General features: G+C 70.8%; 16 protein-coding genes. 11 read left to right on the forward strand and 5 right to left on the reverse strand.

From position 1 onward, the window contains the following. Nucleotides 1-10 precede the first annotated feature (10 nt). On the forward strand, nucleotides 11-1,414 hold the full coding sequence (locus PBV52_RS32100) for a dipeptidase (RefSeq protein ID WP_274243158.1): 1,404 nt from the start codon (nucleotides 11-13) through the stop codon (nucleotides 1,412-1,414). Nucleotides 1,415-1,570: 156 nt separating this feature from the next. Next, nucleotides 1,571-2,512: an NAD(+) diphosphatase gene (gene nudC / locus PBV52_RS32105; protein WP_274243160.1), complete on the forward strand. Its 942-nt coding sequence runs from the start codon at nucleotides 1,571-1,573 to the stop codon at nucleotides 2,510-2,512. Between the two features lie 78 nt (nucleotides 2,513-2,590). On the opposite strand, the gene PBV52_RS32110 is transcribed toward nudC, so the two are convergent. Next, nucleotides 2,591-2,833, reverse strand: coding sequence for a mycoredoxin (locus PBV52_RS32110; protein WP_030052474.1), 243 nt, complete (start codon nucleotides 2,831-2,833; stop codon nucleotides 2,591-2,593). A gap of 130 nt (nucleotides 2,834-2,963) precedes the next feature. On the opposite strand from PBV52_RS32110, the gene PBV52_RS32115 reads away from it, so the two are divergent. The 5 genes from PBV52_RS32115 to PBV52_RS32135 all read left to right on the forward strand — a co-directional run bounded on the left by PBV52_RS32115 (nucleotide 2,964) and on the right by PBV52_RS32135 (nucleotide 6,921). Continuing rightward, nucleotides 2,964-5,219: an ATP-dependent DNA helicase UvrD2 gene (locus tag PBV52_RS32115; protein WP_274243163.1), complete on the forward strand. Its 2,256-nt coding sequence runs from the start codon at nucleotides 2,964-2,966 to the stop codon at nucleotides 5,217-5,219. 165 nt (nucleotides 5,220-5,384) lie between these two features. Next, on the forward strand, nucleotides 5,385-5,708 hold the full coding sequence (locus PBV52_RS32120; protein WP_164904987.1) for a hypothetical protein: 324 nt from the start codon (nucleotides 5,385-5,387) through the stop codon (nucleotides 5,706-5,708). A gap of 175 nt (nucleotides 5,709-5,883) precedes the next feature. Beyond that, nucleotides 5,884-6,252 (forward strand): WhiB family transcriptional regulator, encoded by a 369-nt coding sequence (locus PBV52_RS32125; RefSeq protein ID WP_274243164.1) that lies wholly within the window; start codon nucleotides 5,884-5,886, stop codon nucleotides 6,250-6,252. After that, on the forward strand, nucleotides 6,249-6,572 hold the full coding sequence (locus tag PBV52_RS32130; RefSeq protein WP_274243165.1) for a hypothetical protein: 324 nt from the start codon (nucleotides 6,249-6,251) through the stop codon (nucleotides 6,570-6,572). The genes PBV52_RS32125 and PBV52_RS32130 overlap by 4 nt, the downstream gene beginning before the upstream one ends. Before the next feature lie 139 nt (nucleotides 6,573-6,711). After that, entirely contained in the window at nucleotides 6,712-6,921 is a 210-nt protein-coding gene (locus PBV52_RS32135; protein WP_274243167.1) for a hypothetical protein, read from the forward strand. A 6-nt stretch (nucleotides 6,922-6,927) separates the two neighbouring features. On the opposite strand, the gene PBV52_RS32140 is transcribed toward PBV52_RS32135, so the two are convergent. Next, nucleotides 6,928-8,298, reverse strand: a complete 1,371-nt coding sequence (locus PBV52_RS32140; protein WP_274243168.1) for an AarF/ABC1/UbiB kinase family protein — start codon at nucleotides 8,296-8,298, stop codon at nucleotides 6,928-6,930. Next, nucleotides 8,291-9,511 carry a TOMM precursor leader peptide-binding protein gene (locus PBV52_RS32145; RefSeq protein WP_274249737.1) on the reverse strand — a complete coding sequence of 407 codons (1,221 nt, stop codon included), beginning with the start codon at nucleotides 9,509-9,511 and terminating at the stop codon, nucleotides 8,291-8,293. The genes PBV52_RS32140 and PBV52_RS32145 overlap by 8 nt, the downstream gene beginning before the upstream one ends. A 311-nt stretch (nucleotides 9,512-9,822) precedes the next feature. Between PBV52_RS32145 and PBV52_RS32150 the strand changes: the two genes are divergently transcribed. The 4 genes from PBV52_RS32150 (at nucleotide 9,823) to PBV52_RS32165 (ending at nucleotide 13,812) form a co-directional block, all read left to right on the forward strand. Beyond that, entirely contained in the window at nucleotides 9,823-10,419 is a 597-nt protein-coding gene (locus PBV52_RS32150) for a M48 family metallopeptidase (RefSeq protein ID WP_274243170.1), read from the forward strand. Between the two features lie 155 nt (nucleotides 10,420-10,574). After that, nucleotides 10,575-12,347 (forward strand): TerD family protein, encoded by a 1,773-nt coding sequence (locus PBV52_RS32155; protein WP_274243172.1) that lies wholly within the window; start codon nucleotides 10,575-10,577, stop codon nucleotides 12,345-12,347. Nucleotides 12,348-12,358: 11 nt separating this feature from the next. Beyond that, entirely contained in the window at nucleotides 12,359-13,039 is a 681-nt protein-coding gene (locus tag PBV52_RS32160; protein ID WP_274243173.1) for an AIM24 family protein, read from the forward strand. Between the two features lie 17 nt (nucleotides 13,040-13,056). Then, nucleotides 13,057-13,812, forward strand: a complete 756-nt coding sequence (locus PBV52_RS32165; protein WP_274243175.1) for an AIM24 family protein — start codon at nucleotides 13,057-13,059, stop codon at nucleotides 13,810-13,812. Between the two features lie 79 nt (nucleotides 13,813-13,891). On the opposite strand, the gene PBV52_RS32170 is transcribed toward PBV52_RS32165, so the two are convergent. Next, complete coding sequence (locus PBV52_RS32170; protein ID WP_274243177.1) at nucleotides 13,892-14,419, reverse strand: NUDIX hydrolase; 528 nt, start codon at nucleotides 14,417-14,419, stop codon at nucleotides 13,892-13,894. Then, the gene (locus PBV52_RS32175; RefSeq protein ID WP_274243179.1) at nucleotides 14,416-15,867 is read right to left on the reverse strand and encodes a zinc-dependent metalloprotease; all 1,452 of its coding nucleotides are present in this window, start codon (nucleotides 15,865-15,867) and stop codon (nucleotides 14,416-14,418) included. Before PBV52_RS32175 ends, PBV52_RS32170 begins: the two co-directional genes overlap by 4 nt. Nucleotides 15,868-16,040: the final 173 nt, after the last annotated feature.

The following is a 16,040-nucleotide window of genomic DNA, read 5'->3' on the forward strand; positions in this document are numbered from 1 at the left end:
GCTCGTGACCATGAGCCAGACCCCGGACAGCGCCGTCCGCACGTACATCGAGCAGCATCGCGCCGCCTTCCTCGACGACCTCGCCGAGTGGCTGCGCATCCCCTCCGTGTCGGCCCAGCCCGACCACGCGCCCGACGTACGCCGCAGCGCCGACTGGCTCGCCGCCAAGCTCAAGGAGACCGGCTTCCCGACCGCCGAGGTGTGGCCGACGCCGGGCGCGCCAGCCGTCTTCGCCGAGTGGCCCTCCGACGACCCCGAGGCGCCCACGGTCCTCGTCTACGGCCACCATGACGTACAGCCCGCCGCCCGCGAGGACGGCTGGGACAGCGAGCCCTTCGAGCCCGTCGTCCGAGAAGGGCGCCTCTACGCCCGCGGGGCGGCCGACGACAAGGGCCAGGTGTTCTTCCACACACTCGGCGTCCGCGCCCACCTCGCCACCACCGGCCGTGCCACCCCGGCGGTGACCCTGAAGCTGCTGATCGAGGGCGAGGAGGAGTCCGGCTCCCCGCACTTCCGCGCCCTCGTCGAGGAGCACGCCGAGCGGCTCGCGGCCGACGCCGTGATCGTGTCCGACACCGGCATGTGGTCCGAGGACACCCCCACCGTGTGCACCGGCATGCGCGGCCTCGCCGAGTGCGAGATCCGGCTGCACGGCCCCGACCAGGACATCCACTCCGGCTCCTTCGGCGGCGCCGTCCCCAACCCGGCGACTGCCGCCGCCCGCCTCGTCGCCGCCCTGCACGACGACCACGCGCGCGTGGCGATCCCCGGCTTCTACGACGGCATCGTCGAACTGAGCGACCGCGAGCGCGAGCTCTTCGCCGAGCTGCCCTTCGACGAGCAGCAGTGGCTGCGCACCGCCAAGTCCTACGCCACCCAGGGCGAGGCCGGCCACACCACCCTGGAGCGCATCTGGGCCCGCCCCACCGCCGAGGTCAACGGCATCGGCGGTGGCTACCAGGGCCCCGGCAGCAAGACGATCATCCCGTCCTCCGCCATGGTGAAGCTCTCCTTCCGGCTGGTCGCGGGACAGGACCCCGACCACATCGAGAAGGCCGTCCGCGCCTGGGCCGACGCTCAGGTGCCCGCCGGGATCCGGTGCGAGATCACGTTCAGCGGGGCCACGCGCCCGTGCCTGACGCCGCTGGACCACCCGGCCCTGCAGTCCGTCGTACGCGCCATGGGCCGCGCCTTCGAGGGGCCCGTCCGCTTCACGCGCGAGGGCGGCTCGGGACCCGCCGCCGATCTCCAGGACGTCCTCGGCGCACCCGTGCTCTTCCTCGGCATCTCCGTCCCCTCAGACGGCTGGCACGCCCCGAACGAGAAGGTCGAGCTGGGCCTGCTCCTCAAGGGCGTGGAGACCACCGCCTACCTGTGGGGCGACCTCGCCGCGAACTGGCGCCATGAGCCCTGAGCGCCCCCGGCCGTCCGGCGCGCCCTCGCGCGCGGGGCACACTGAGAAGCCCGCCCCGCACCGCCGAGCCCTGCCGGACCCGGTCGCCTCCCGTCGTACGTCCCGCCGATCCGCCCGCCGAAGTACACCGTTTCACTGGGGGAGTTGGAAGCACCCGTGACCACCTGGACCGACCACACCGCCGACCGACCCATCTCGCTCACCGCCCCGAGCGGCATCGACCGCGCCGCCCACCACCGGCTCGACGAGGCCTGGCTCGCGGCAGCGTGGAGCCACCCGACGACCCGCTGCTTCGTGGTCTCCGGCGGCCAGGTCCTCATCGACGAGACGGCGGACGGGCGCACCGAACTCGTCATGACCCCCTCGTTCGAGGCCCCCCTCACCGAGGCGCACCGCTACTTCCTCGGCATCGACGACGAGGGCGTCAGCTACTTCGCCCTCCAGAAGGACGCGCTGCCCGGCCGTATCGACCAGTCCGCGCGCCCGGCCGGCCTGCGCGAGGCGGGCCTGCTGCTGTCGCCGCGCGACGCGGGCCTGATGGTGCACGCCGTCGGCCTGGAGAACTGGCAGCGCACCCACCGCTTCTGCTCCCGCTGCGGCGAACGCACCGTGATCGCCGCGGCCGGCCACATCCGCCGCTGCCAGGCCTGCGGCGCCGAGCACTACCCGCGCACCGACCCCGCCGTGATCATGGCCGTCACCGACGAGGACGACCGCATCCTCCTCGGTCGCCAGGTGCACTGGCCCGAGGGCCGCTTCTCGACACTCGCCGGCTTCGTCGAGCCCGGGGAGTCCATCGAGCAGGCGGTGCGCCGCGAGGTCTTCGAGGAGGCCGGGGTCACCGTCGGCCAGGTCGAGTACGTGGCCAGCCAGCCGTGGCCCTTCCCGTCCAGCCTCATGCTGGGCTTCATGGCCCGCGCCACCACCACCGAGGTCAATGTCGACGGCGACGAGATCCACGAGGCCCGCTGGTTCTCCCGCGAGGAACTGCGCGCCGCCTTCGACTCGGGCGAGGTTCTGCCGCCGTACGGCATCTCGATCGCGGCCCGCCTGATCGAGCTCTGGTACGGCAAGCCACTGCCGACGCGCAGCGTCTGAGCGCAAAAGGAGAGGGTGGCCGCCCGACTCGGGCGGCCACCCTCTCCTTTTGCGTCGATCACGCGCCGATCTTCTGCTTCAGACGCTGATTTTCTGCTTCACCTGAGCCAGCGACGGGTTCGTCAGCGTCGAACCGTCCGCGAAGAGCACGGTCGGGACCGTCTGATTTCCGCCATTCGCCTTCTCGACGAACGCTGCGGACTCGGGGTCCTGCTCGATGTTGATCTCGGTGTACGCGATCCCCTCGCGCTCCAGCTGCTTCTTCAGCCGCTGGCAGTAGCCGCACCACGTGGTGCTGTACATCGTCACAGTGCCCTGCATGTCTCGCGCGCTCCTTGGGTGGCTCGGGGGAACAGCTCGTCCAGAGAGGGAACGTACGCGACCGGGGCGCCATTCCCGCCCGGGGTATGCCTGAGCACACGTGACGCCTGCCGCATTAGTACGACTAACAATGCCTGCCTGTGGACAACCGGCACAGCCGTCTCCGGCGACCTGGCAGCATGGCGGTGTGACAGCAGCAACGCACTCCACCCTCTTCCCGCAGGTACCGGACTCGGCCGACGCGGTGCTCGAAGGGCTCGACCCCGAGCAGCGCGAGGTGGCCACCGCCCTGCACGGTCCGGTGTGCGTGCTCGCGGGCGCCGGCACAGGCAAGACCCGGGCGATCACCCACCGCATCGCCTACGGGGTCCGCTCCGGCATCCTCCAGCCCTCCAGCGTGCTCGCCGTCACCTTCACCAACCGCGCCGCGGGAGAGATGCGCGGCCGGCTGCGCCACCTCGGCGCCGCCGGAGTCCAGGCCCGCACGTTCCACTCGGCCGCCCTGCGACAGCTCCAGTACTTCTGGCCGAAAGCAGTCGGCGGCTCCCTGCCCCGGCTCGTCGACCGCAAGATCCAGCTCGTCGCCGACGCGGCCGCCGCCTGCCGCATCCGCCTCGACCGCAACGAGCTGCGGGACGTCACCGCCGAGATCGAGTGGTCCAAGGTCACCCAGACCGTCCCCACCGACTATCCGCCGGCCGCCGCGAAGGCGGGCCGCGAGTCCCCCCGCGACCCGGCCGAGATCGCCCAGATCTACAACGTCTACGAGGACCTCAAGCGGGACCGCTCGGTCATCGACTTCGAGGACGTCCTGCTGCTCACCGTCGGCATCCTCCAGGACCGGCACGACATCGCCGACCAGGTCCGCTCCCAGTACCAGCACTTCGTGGTCGACGAGTACCAGGACGTCAGCCCGCTCCAGCAGCGCCTGCTGGACCTGTGGCTCGGCGACCGTGACACCCTGTGCGTGGTCGGCGACGCCAGCCAGACGATCTACTCGTTCACAGGAGCAACTCCCGACCATCTGCTCGACTTCCGCACCCGCCACCCCGGTGCCACCGTCGTCAAGTTGGTCCGCGACTACCGCTCCACCCCCCAGGTGGTCCATCTCGCCAACGGCCTGCTCGCCCAGGCCCGCGGCCGCGCCGCCGACCACCGCCTGGAGCTGATCTCCCAGCGCGACCCCGGCCCCGAGCCCGTCTACACCGAGTACACAGACGAACCCGCCGAGGCAGAGGGCGCCGCCCGTCGCATCCGGGAACTCATGGACTCCGGCGTCCCGGCCGGCGAGATCGCCATCCTGTTCCGTACGAACGCCCAGTCCGAGACCTACGAACAGGCCCTCGCCGACGCGGGCGTCCCCTACCAGCTGCGGGGCGCCGAGCGCTTCTTCGACCGTCCCGAGGTGCGCAAGGCGGGTGTCGCCCTGCGAGGCGCGGCCCGCTTCGGCGGCAACGACTCGCTCCTCGACGACGCCGTCGATCTGCCCTCGCAGGTGCGTGCCGTGCTGTCGGGGGAGGGTTGGACGACCGAGCCCCCGGCCGGCTCCGGCGCCGTCAGAGAGCGCTGGGAGTCCCTGGCCGCCCTGGTGAACCTCGCCCAGGACTTCGCCGCGGCCAAACAGGGCGCCACCCTCGCCGACCTCGTCGCCGAGCTCGACGAACGGGCGAACGCCCAGCACCCCCCGACCGTCCAGGGCGTGACCCTCGCCTCTCTGCACTCGGCCAAGGGCCTGGAGTGGGACGTCGTCTTCCTGGTCGGTGTCGCCGAGGGCATGATGCCGATCACCTACGCAAAGACCGACGAGCAGATCGAGGAGGAACGCCGTCTCCTCTACGTCGGCGTCACCCGAGCCCGGCAGCACCTCCATGTCTCCTGGTCCCTCAGCCGTGCACCAGGCAGCCGGCCCAACCGCCGCCCGAGCCGCTTCCTCGACGGACTGCGCCCCGGCTCGACCGCCACCGCAGGCCGCGCCGCCGTCGGCGGCGGCTCCGGAGGCGTCGAGCGTGGCTTCACGAGCAGACCGGATGCCATCCCGAGACGGAGGCAGCGCGCCCCGGCCCGCTGCCGCGTCTGCGGGCGCACGCTCACCGACGCCGGTGAGATGAAGCTGATGCGCTGCGAGGGCTGTCCCTCCGACATGGACGAGGGCCTCTACGAACGGCTCCGCGAGTGGCGCGCGGTTCAGGCCCGACTCAGCGGGCAACCGGACTTCTGCATCTTTACGGACAGGACCCTGATGGCCATCGCCGAAGCGGAGCCAACCAGTCCGGTCGAGCTGTCCCGGATCTCCGGTGTCCTCAAGCGCAAGCTCGAGCGCTACGGAGCCGATGTGCTGGCCATCTGTGCAGGCCAGGAGGTTGGGGAGGCCGCTGACGGGGAATGACACGAACTCGTCGAAAAAATAGTTTGCGCATGCCCCAGCAATCCCCATAGGTTCTTAGCCACGGGAACGGAGGCCTTCTCGGAGGCCCCAATTCCGTGTTCTACTTGCATACCCGTCGGACTGGCTCACCCCAGTCCCCTTAGACGCCGAGAGGAGGCGAGTCCAGTGATCAGCATCAACACCAGCTCCATCAGCATCGTGAAAATGACCGATCGCTCGGTCGCCTCCCTGTGCATGCTCGGCGCCTCCAACCAGGGCACCGGTCTGTCCGGCATTCGTGCCGCGCGTCCGGCGTCCGCCCTGTCTCTCGCGGGTCTCCCTGTCCGCGAGGGCAATGAGCGACCGACCAAGGCACTGGAAGCGGCAGTAGTGGCACAGGCCAAGGCCTATGCCTTTACGGCGACCGGTGCCGGATTCCGGAAGCAGACGACGCAGCACCACCAGATGTGGGCCTTCCGTGGGCCAGAACCCTGGAGTGATCCAGCCTGATTGCAGATCAGGCCGGCGCCTTCAGGGCCGCGGAACCCCATCCGGGATCCGCGGCCCTTCTGTTTGTCCCCCCACGGGGATGACGGAGCGAAGGGGCCTCGGGACAAGAAAAGACCCGGTACCAGCCGCCACCCGGCCCTACAGGGCCGGAACGACCAGACGAGGAAGACGAACCGTGCAACTCGAAGCGCACGCCCCGTCCGTACCGCCTTCAGACGTGATCCCCAAGCCCGGCCCCACGGAGGACCCCACCTTGACCCCGCTCACTGCGCTCACCGCGCTCGACGACGCCATCGAGAACCTCGGCGTACCCGTCCCCTGCCGCTCCTACGACCCGGAGGTCTTCTTCGCCGAGTCGCCGGCGGACGTCGAGTACGCCAAGTCCCTCTGCCGCACCTGCCCGCTGATGGAGGCTTGCCTCGCCGGCGCCAAGGAGCGGCGTGAGCCCTGGGGCGTCTGGGGTGGCGAGCTGTTCGTCCAGGGTGTCGTCGTCGCCCGGAAGCGGCCCCGTGGTCGCCCGCGCAAGAACCCGGTCACGGCATGAACACCGCAGGAACGATCGACCGTCCCTTCACGCACGACCCCCAGAAGCAGGCCCCGATGAAGCCGTCCACCCACGAGCACGCAGGCTCCGCGCCTGAAGACTTCACCACGAGTGGCGCGAACGACTCGCGTCAGAACAGGAACCGAGAGATGCAACTCATCCAAGAAGCCCTGGCACGTGCGCATATGCACGAGCGCCAGCACGCGGCAGAGCAGGAACGCCGGGCCGTGCGCCTGGTGGCCGCTCGCCGCATGCAGCGCCGGGCCGAGCGCGCCTCGAAGCGCGCCCGCCGGGCGCTCGCCATGGCAGTCATGCAGTAACCGAACAAGCCGCCAAGCGGTGGTGGTCTCCCGACTCGGGAGGCGGTAGTTCCCCGCGGGGGCCGGTCCGTGCGAACGGACCGGCCCCCGCGGTGCGTTGTGTCCGCCGATCAGCCAGTGGCGGCGTTATCGTCGGCGAGTGACGAGTCTTCCCGGAGGCAGTGACAACGGCGGCTCCGCCACGGAGCCCCAGCCCCTCGTGTGCGCCCGCTGCGGCACCCAGGCCAAGGCCCCGCAGCCCACCTGGACCTGCTCCGTGGAGAACGGCATCCGCCACTACATCTGCGACTCCTGCTCCCGGGAGAACCTCAGGGCGATCGAGGGGCGACTGGACTCGGCCTGGTGGTAGGGCCGCTCACGCCTCCGCCGCCGACTCCTCCTCGTCCGTCAGATCCTCCGGGACGAACCCCGGCAGCCACTCCTCCAGTTCCTGGCGCAGTCGTACCGTCGCGCCCAGCTGGCACAGCACCCCGATGGTGCTCAACGTCACCCGGTGGATGAGGAGGTACGCCGGGGGCAGATTGAGCCGTTTGCCCAGTTGGTAGGCCGGGGAGCGGGGGTCGGCGACGCGGGCGGCCTGGCTGCGCATCCAGCCGCGGGTGAAGGTGAACTCGTCGACCTGCGCCGGTTCGATGATCGGCAGGAGGTAGTCGAGGACGGCGTCGGGGTCCAGGTCTATTGATTCCTTGACGAAGCCCTCGGTGCAGAGGAGTTCGTAGACGGCTTCCGCCTCGCCGTCCAGGGTCATGCGCAGGGAGTCGCCGATGGGGGTCGGCAGTCCGCCGGAAAGGCGGTCGACCGTGCCGAAGTCCAGGACGCCGAGCCGCCAGTCGTCCTCGCCGTCCGGGCCGCCCGGCAGGAGGCGGAAGTTGCCCGGGTGCGGGTCGGCGTGCAGGAGGCCGGTGCGGGCCGGGCCGGAGAAGAGGAAGCGGGCCAGCAGCTGGCCGGCGCGGTCGCGCTGCTCCTGGGTGCCGTCCGAGATCACCTCCGAGAGCGGGACGCCGTCGATCCACTCCGTGATCAGGACCTGCTCGCTCTGGTGGACCACCGCCGGCACGACGACGTCCGGATCGTCGGCGAACTCCTCCGCGTGCGCCTGCTGGGCCTGGGCCTCCAGGCCGTAGTCCAGCTCCTCGGAGACCCGGTCCTTGAGTTCCGCGATCAGTGGCTTGATGTCCATGCCGGGAATCAGCGGACCCAACAGTCGGGCAAACCGGCTCAGTTGGTTCAGGTCGGACAGCAGGGCCTCGCCGGCACCCGGGTACTGCACCTTGACCGCCACCTCACGGCCGTCGTGCCACACACCCCGGTGTACCTGACCGATCGAGGCCGCCGCGGCGGGCTTGTCCTCGAACTCCAGGAACAGGTCGTGCCAGTCCTCGCCGAGCCGGTCCGCCAGCACCGTGTGCACGGTGCGCGTCGGCATCGGAGGTGCCGCCTCCTGCAGCTTCGTGAGCGCCGCGCGGTAGGGGCCGGCGATCTCCTCGGGCAGGGCGGACTCGAAGACGGACAGGGCCTGGCCGAACTTCATCGCGCCGCCCTTGAGCTCGCCGAGCACCTTGAACATCTGCTCGGCGGTGCGCTGCTGCAGCTCGCGACCGACGATCTCCGCGGACTCGCCGACGATCCGCTTGCCGAGTCCCCAGGTCGCCCGCCCGGCGAAGCCGAGCGGGAGCGCGGCGAGCTTGGCGGTACGGGTGACCGCCTTGCGGGGAAGATCAGACATGCGCCCTCCAGGTCCCAGCCAGCCGCTCCGCGTCTGCCTTACGGCGCAACTCTTTCGACGGCCGTTGCTCCGCCATTGTCTCGTGTGAACCCTCCTCCTCGGAGGGGTGTTCTCCCTCACCTTTCCGCGTGGCGCCGCACGGGCATGCGGGATGTGCCCATACCGGCCGGGCGTGCCAGCTCAGACCGGGTAGGGACACCTCCCAGCGTGCACCAGCGCTCGACGGAATCCGGCCGTCCAGGAAGGCCAGGGCGTGCGCGGCCGCCAGCCCGGCGACCGTGGTGGCCAGCGCCAGGTCGCAGGGTCGCACCTCGCGGGTCCTTCCCGAGCCCGAGCGCCACTGCGCGACCAGGCGGGGCCAGGCCGGGTCCCGATCGGTGCGCCCCTCGTTCAGGCAGCCCGCGCAGCCGGTCTCGCCGGGCAGGACGAGCGGGCCGACGACTCCGGTTCCCTCCACGACGCCGGCGTACAGATGGGGCGTACCGGAAGCGATGAGGGGTTCGGCGGCGGACGGGGAGGGCGCGTGCACGGCGACGTCGTCCCGTGGGGCGATGATCACCAGGGAGTGGCCCGCGCCGTCCTCCCCGGGAGGTGCCTTGGGGCCGCGGCGCGGTGGGCAGTCCGGTGCGGAGCGGCGGGCGGCTCGTCGCGCGGCTTCGTCCCGGCGGTCGCCGACCGCCTCCGCGGGCAGCCCGCCCGGCGCCACGTCCCACGGCTCGACCCGGCCGACGTCGCGCACGTCGACCTCGCCGACCCCCGCGCCCGACAGCAGTGAGGCCACCACCGCACCCACCCGGCCGGCCCCCCTCACCTGCACGCGCAGTGAGCGGCGGGCGGCCAGGCGGTCGATCGCCTCGCCCGGCTCGGACGTGGTCAGGGACAGAGAGGCCAGATCGGGGCGCAGCCGGTCCAGGACCTCCTTCTTGCGGCGCAGGGCGTCGGCGGCCGGGCCGCCTCCCTTCGCGTCGTCGAGCAGCCCGGCCCGCGCCAGTCGCCGTACCAGCCCCTCGACATGACCGTCCGGCAGATCCATGCGGCGGCCCTCTTCGCGCAGCAGCTCCAGTCCGCGGGTGCCGTTGAGCAGGTCGAGGAAGCTGCCCGTGGCCGTGTCCATCGGGCCCAGCGTCAGCGCGTGCGCCGGAGTCATCCCGAACTGCGCGGTATTGAGATCCCGCCAGCCACGCCTGAGTGCGGGCTTCACCACGGGAGCCAGCGGAACCGTCGTATCCGCCGGACCTGCCGGACCTGCTGAACTTGCCAGAACTGCTGAACCTGCCGAAACCGTCGAATCCGTCGCTTGCATGAACTGGCCCCCGTAGCCGTCGTGGAACGTCCCCGTGTGCCGGTGGAGCTCGGTCGTAGCTCCGCCGGTGACTGCCAGCATGCCCCGACGCGGCGCCCGGTGCCGAAAGTTGTCCACAGGCGGTGGATATTCGTCGTACAAATCAAACGCATGGTGGGGGATCGGCATCGAACCGTCCCGGAGTCGGGACTTCCCCCATGTGCAGCGGGTAACGTCGGGGCGTGTCCGCCGACCCACTGCACCGCGCCGGAACGCCACAGCGCAGTACGACGAGCCCGCCGACGAGCGGCTCGGGGGCGAGCGCGATCGAGGTCCGCAGGAGCGCCCGGCGCCGCCGGACGGTCTCGGCGTACCGCGAGGGCGATCGCACCGTCGTGCTCATCCCCGCCCGGATGTCCGAGGCCGAGGAGCAGCGCTGGGTCAACGTCATGCTCGACAAGCTGGCCGCCCAGGAGAGCAAGCAGGTCCTCGGAGACGCCGAACTGGCAGAGCGCGCCGAGCAGCTGTCGGCCCAGTACTTCGACGGCCGTGCCCGGCCCAGCTCGGTGCGCTGGGTCACCAATCAGAACACACGCTGGGGCTCGTGCACCCCGGCCGAGGGCAGCATCCGTCTTTCGCATCGCCTGCAGGGCATGCCCGAGTACGTCGTCGACTACGTCCTCCTGCACGAGCTCGCGCATCTTCTGGTGCCCGGACATGGGCCCCGCTTCTGGCGGCTACTGGAGGGCTATCCCCGCACCGAGCGGGCGAAGGGTTACCTGGAAGGGGTGGTTGCCGCCGAGCGCTTGCCCCATGTGCCCGGCGTGCGCGGCGAGTAACCGCTCCCTGAGGCGGACGCCCCCTGGAGGCAGTGCTTCCGATACGTCTGGGCGGGGGTTGTGTACCGGGTCTGTACCGGCTTCGTCCGATGTCGGAGTTAGCCGTTAGCCTGGCGCGACGCACTCACATTCGGGATGGGGGACGGTCGTTACGCATGGCCAGGGAATTCCAACGCGGCCACAAGGCCAAGATCAGTGACCTCACCGCGGGCACGGATCTGTACGTAGGTGTACAGATCTCCGCCCCAGGGCTGAACTTCGACATCAGCTGCTTCGGTCTCGACGCCGACGAACGGCTCTCGGACGACCGCTACTTCGTTTTCTTCAACCAGCCGAAGTCCCCCGAGGAGTCCATCCAGCTCCTCGGCACCCAGGCCGGCGACACGGAGTCCTTCCGCATCACGCTCGACAAGATCCCCCCGCAGATCCAGAAGCTGTCCTTCACGGCGACGATCGACGGCGCCGGACAGATGTCGCAGATCGCTCCCGGATACATCCGGATCGTCGCCGGCGGCGAGGAAGTGGCCCGCTACTCCTTCAACGGCTCCGAGTTCTCCACCGAACGCGCCGTGATGCTGGGCGACTTCTACCTCAAGGACGTCTGGCGGTTCGCGGCCGTCGGGCAGGGCTTCGACGGTGGTCTCGAGGCGCTGCTGAGGAACTTCGGCGGCGAGGTCGCCGAGGAGGAGACGCCCGCCGCCCCGCCGCAGCCCCAGCAGACCCAGACAGGTGCGGCTCCTGGCTTCGCACCTCCCGCCCAGGGCACCGCGCCGCCCACATTCGGCGCCCCGGCCGCCGCGGCACCGGCGCCCGCGCCTGCTCCCACACCTGCTCCGGCCCCCACTCCGCAGCCCGCCGCGCAGGGCTTCGCGCCCCCGCCCGGGTCCACCCCGCCGCCCCCGGCCCCCGCGCCGTCGGTGCACGCCCAGCCCACCATCGTCGCGCCCATGACGCCGCCCGGCGGCACGCCGCCGCCTCCGGCCCCGGCGCCCGCGCCATACGGGCAGCCGGCTCCGCAGCAGCCGTACGGCCAGCCCGGGCAGCAGGCCCCGTACGGCCAGGCTCCTGCTCCGACCGCCCCGCCGCCCCCCGGCTACGCCCAGCCCCAGGCCCCGCAGGCACCGCCTCCGCCGCCCGGTTACGGCCAGCCGACCCCGCCTCCGGGCTACGGCCAGCAGGCCCCCTACGGGCAGGTCCCGGGCCAGCAGGCGCCCTACGGAGCCCCGCAGGGCGCACCCCAAGGTGTTCCTCAAGGCGCACCTCAGGGCGCCGGCGTGGCCGCGGCGCTCCAGCAGTTCAAGGAGACGCCCACCGGCCAGCGCTGGACGCAGCAGAACAAGAAGCTGGTCCGTGTCGACCTCGGCATCGGTGGCCACCCCGTGCTGGCCCGGCAGGGCAGCATGGTGCTCTACCAGGGCAAGGTCGACTTCAGCTACAAGGGCGCCGGGTTCGCCGGCCGGATCGTGGGCAACGCGACCGGTCAGGAGATGCAGCTGATGCGCTGTACCGGCCAGGGCCAGGTGTTCCTCGCCGAGAACTCCACGATGCTGCACCCCATCGAGCTCCAGGGCGACGGCATCTGTGTCTCCGCGGAGAACGTCCTCGCCTTCGACGAGAGCCTCCAGTACGAGGTCCGCCGCATCGAGGGCCACGGCATCCCCGGCGGCGCGCTGTTCACGATGCAGTTCACGGGCACCGGCACGATCGTCGTCAAGACACACGGCACGCCCGTGGTGCTGCCGGTCACGCCCACGACGTTCGCCGACGCCAACGCCGTGGTCGCCTGGTCGTCCGCCGCCCAGGTAGTCGTCTCCAGCCAGGTGCGGATGCGCCGCAACGCCTACCCCGGCGACACCGGGGAGAGCGTCAACCTCCAGTTCCGCGCCGCGCCCGGCAACTTCATCGTCGTCCAGCCGTACGAGATCTGAGGGAGTCCGTCATGAACCAGCCGCTTGCGGGCTTCGCTCCCGCACCCGTCTCGGCCCGCATGGAGAACCACGGCAACCACATGCTGAAGGTCGCCATGCAGACCGGGAACGACCTCTTCGCGCGCGTGGGGTCGATGGTCGCCTACGAAGGCTTCGTCCAGTACGAGCCCAACCCGCCGGCCGTGCGCCAGATCGCCAAGGACTGGATGACCGGCGAGGGCGCGCCCCTGATGAAGTGCACCGGCGACGGACTGCTCTACCTCGCCGACTACGGCGCCAACGTCGTCGTCATCAACCTCAACGGCGACGGCATCTCCGTCAACGCCACCAACCTGCTCGCCTTCGACGCGCATCTGACGTGGGGCGTCGAGCGGGTGAAGGGCCTGGCGAAGTTCGCCGGACAGGGCCTGTGGAACACCAAGATCTCCGGGCAGGGCTGGGTCGCGCTGACCTCCCGGGGCAAGCCGATCGTCGTCGACTGCGGCGGCGGCGAGGACGAGACGTACGTCGACCCCGACGCGCTCGTCGCCTGGTCCCCGAACCTCAAGGTGAAGGGCAAGCGCAGCTTCAAGGCGCAGTCGCTCATCGGCCGGGGCAGCGGTGAGGCCTACCAGATGGCCTTCTCGGGCCAGGGCATCGTCGTAGTCCAGCCCAGCGAGGACAGCACCGACCGTCTCCGGGTCCGGGGCTGAGGGGGAGCCAGAACGTCATGCAGAGTCCGCTTTTCGCCTACAACGACCAGCAGACCCAGGACCGCTGGAGCCTGCAGAACAAGCAGATGCTCCGCGTCACCCTGGAGGGCCACGACGACATCCTCGCCCGCAAGGGCACGATGGTCGCCTACCAGGGCCTGATGGAGTTCGACGCCGAGTACCAGAGCAACCAGCAGGGACGCGCGCGTGCGCACACCGGCGAGGGTCTCGACCTCATGCGCTGCCACGGGCAGGGCACGGTCTACCTCGCCAACCTCAAGCAGCACGTCCACGTGGTGGAGGTGGAGCAGGACGGGCTGACCGTCGACAGCAGCTATGTGCTGGCGATGGACTCCTCGCTGCACCACGACGTCATCGCCGTGGACAGCCTCTACGGCATCTCCGGCTCCGGGAAGTACCAGCTCAACATCACCGGCCGTGGCAAGGTCGCCCTGATGACCTCGGGCATGCCGCTGATGATGCAGGTGACGCCCGACAAGTACGTCAACTGCGACGCCGACGCGATCGTCGCCTGGTCGACGAGCCTGCGCGTCCAGATGCAGGCCCAGACGCACTCCTCCGGAGTGTGGCGGCGCCGCGGCAACACCGGTGAGGGCTGGGAGCTCAGCTTCATGGGCAGCGGTTACGCGATCGTCCAGCCCAGCGAGCTGCTGCCGCCGCAGAACGCCCAGATCGGCTCGGGCCTCGCCGCGCAGTACGGCATGGGCCAGCAGGGGGCCCGGGGGCAGAACCAGGGCAACGTCTGGAGCTGATCGCTCCGCGGGTCGGGCAGTAAGCCGACTGCGGGCGGTAAGGGGCGACCGCCTATGGCGGCCGCCCCTTACACATGCCTCAGGCCGCGAGCCTCGCCCGCGTCGCCTCCAGCAGCCGTACGACCGACTCGTCGGCCACCTCCGGCACCTCGTCGTAAGCGAACCAGCGCACGTCCAGCGACTCGTCGCTGATCGCATGCTCGGCGTCCTGCGGCGCCAGGACCGCGTACTGGACGTCGAAGTGGCAGTGGCACGGCGGCGGGATCGGATGCCTGTCGAGGCGCACCGGGCCGCCCGGCAGCAGCGTCAGGCCCGCGACGCCCGACTCCTCCGTGGCCTCGCGCAGAGCCGCCGCATCGAGGGAGGCATCCGTCGGCTCGCAGTGGCCGCCCATCTGCAGCCACATGCGCAGCTTCTTGTGCAGAGTGAGCAGCACGCGCCCGCGCGCGGGGTCGATGACCAGGGCGCTGGCCGTGATGTGCCCGTCCCCGCAGGCCTTCCACATGCCGTCCGGGTGGGTCTCCAGATGCTCCAGGTAGGCCTGGCGCAACTCTTCCTGGTCCTCGTACCCCTTGAGTACGAGGACCGCGTCGTCGTACAGGCTCACTCGGCGCCGTCGCCCTTGTCGTCGTCCTTGGACTCGTCGTCCTTCTTCAGGTCCGGCTTCCCCGTGGAGCCGCCCGCCGCCTCGCCGAGCATCTTGTCCAGCTCGGAGAAGTCGATCTGCTCGCGGTGCACGAAGCCGTCCGGGTCGTCCAGGTCGGTGGCCGTCGGCAGCATGTCCGGGTGGGCCCACAGCGCGTCCCGGCCGTCTACACCGCGCGCGTCCGTCAGCGAGGCCCACAGACGCGAGGCGTCGCGCAGGCGGCGCGGGCGCAGCTCCAGGCCGATCAGCGTGGCGAACGTCTGCTCCGCCGGGCCGCCCGAGGCGCGGCGGCGGCGCAGCGTCTCGCGCAGGGCGTCCGCGGACGACAGGCGCGGCTTGGCGGCGGCGTGCACCACCGCGTCCACCCAGCCCTCGACGAGCGCCAGAGCCGTCTCCAGACGGGCCAGCGCCGCCTTCTGCTCCGGCGTGTCCTCCGGCTGGAACATGCCCTGCTGCAGAGCGTCCTGCAGCTGCTCCGGGTTCTGCGGGTCGAACTGGCCGACCACGTCCTCCAGCTTGGCCGTGTCGACCTTGATCCCGCGCGCGTAGCCGTCGACCGCGCCGAACAGGTGCGAGCGCAGCCACGGCACGTGCGCGAACAGGCGCTGGTGGGCCGCCTCGCGCAGGGCGAGATACAGCCGTACCTCTTCCTTCGGCACGCCCAGGTCCTTGCCGAACGTCTCGATGTTCACCGGCAGCAGCGCGGCCTTGCCGGCCGGGCCGAGCGGCAGGCCGATGTCGGTGGAGCCGACGACCTCGCCCGCGAGCACGCCGACGGCCTGCCCGATCTGCGTGCCGAACATGGCGCCGCCCATCGAGCGCATCATGCCGATCAGCGGGCCGGCCATGGCCTGCATCTCCTCCGGCAGGACGTCGCCCATGGCGGTGCCGACACGCTCGGCGACCGGGTCGACCAGCTCCTTCCACGCCGGCAGGGTCGCCTCGACCCACTCCGCGCGGGACCACGCCACCGCGGAGCCCGCGCCGGACGGCAGGGACGTCGCGTCGTCGAGCCACAGGTCGGCCAGACGGACGGCCTCCTCGACCGCGGTGCGCTCGGCGCGGCCGACGCTCGTGTCCTTGGTGCCGTCCGCGGTGCCCTGGGAGACCGTCTGGCGGGCGATCTGCTTGGCCATGTCCCAGTTCACCGGGCCGCCCTCATAGGAGAGCATCTGTCCCAGTTGCTGGAACGCGGCGCCCAGGTCTGAGGGGTTCAGCGAACCGAACATGGCAGCGAACGGATTGTCCGCGCCGGGGCCGCCAAAGCCCCCGGCACCGGGCAGCCCGCCGAAACCGAACGGGTTGGCCGGACCCTGACCACCACCGCTCTGCTGGTCCTTCTTCTTGCCCTCGTCGCCGTCGTCCGGCTCCTCCGGCGGAAGGCCGAATCCGAATGGGGTGTCACTCACGGGATTCCTCGGCTGGTAAGGCCGCCGGTTGGCACCGGCGGCGCGGCTGCCCGATAACACCACCCAGCGTAGACACCACGAGCCGATCGGGCCTCGGTGCTTCGCCGACTCTTGGCCTGCGGCAGGATGGATGCCACCTGGTACGTACGCGTCACTCGCGTTCGTACTGAAGA

Origin of the sequence: Streptomyces sp. T12, assembly GCF_028736035.1 — a bacterium.
Taxonomy (GTDB): domain Bacteria; phylum Actinomycetota; class Actinomycetes; order Streptomycetales; family Streptomycetaceae; genus Streptomyces.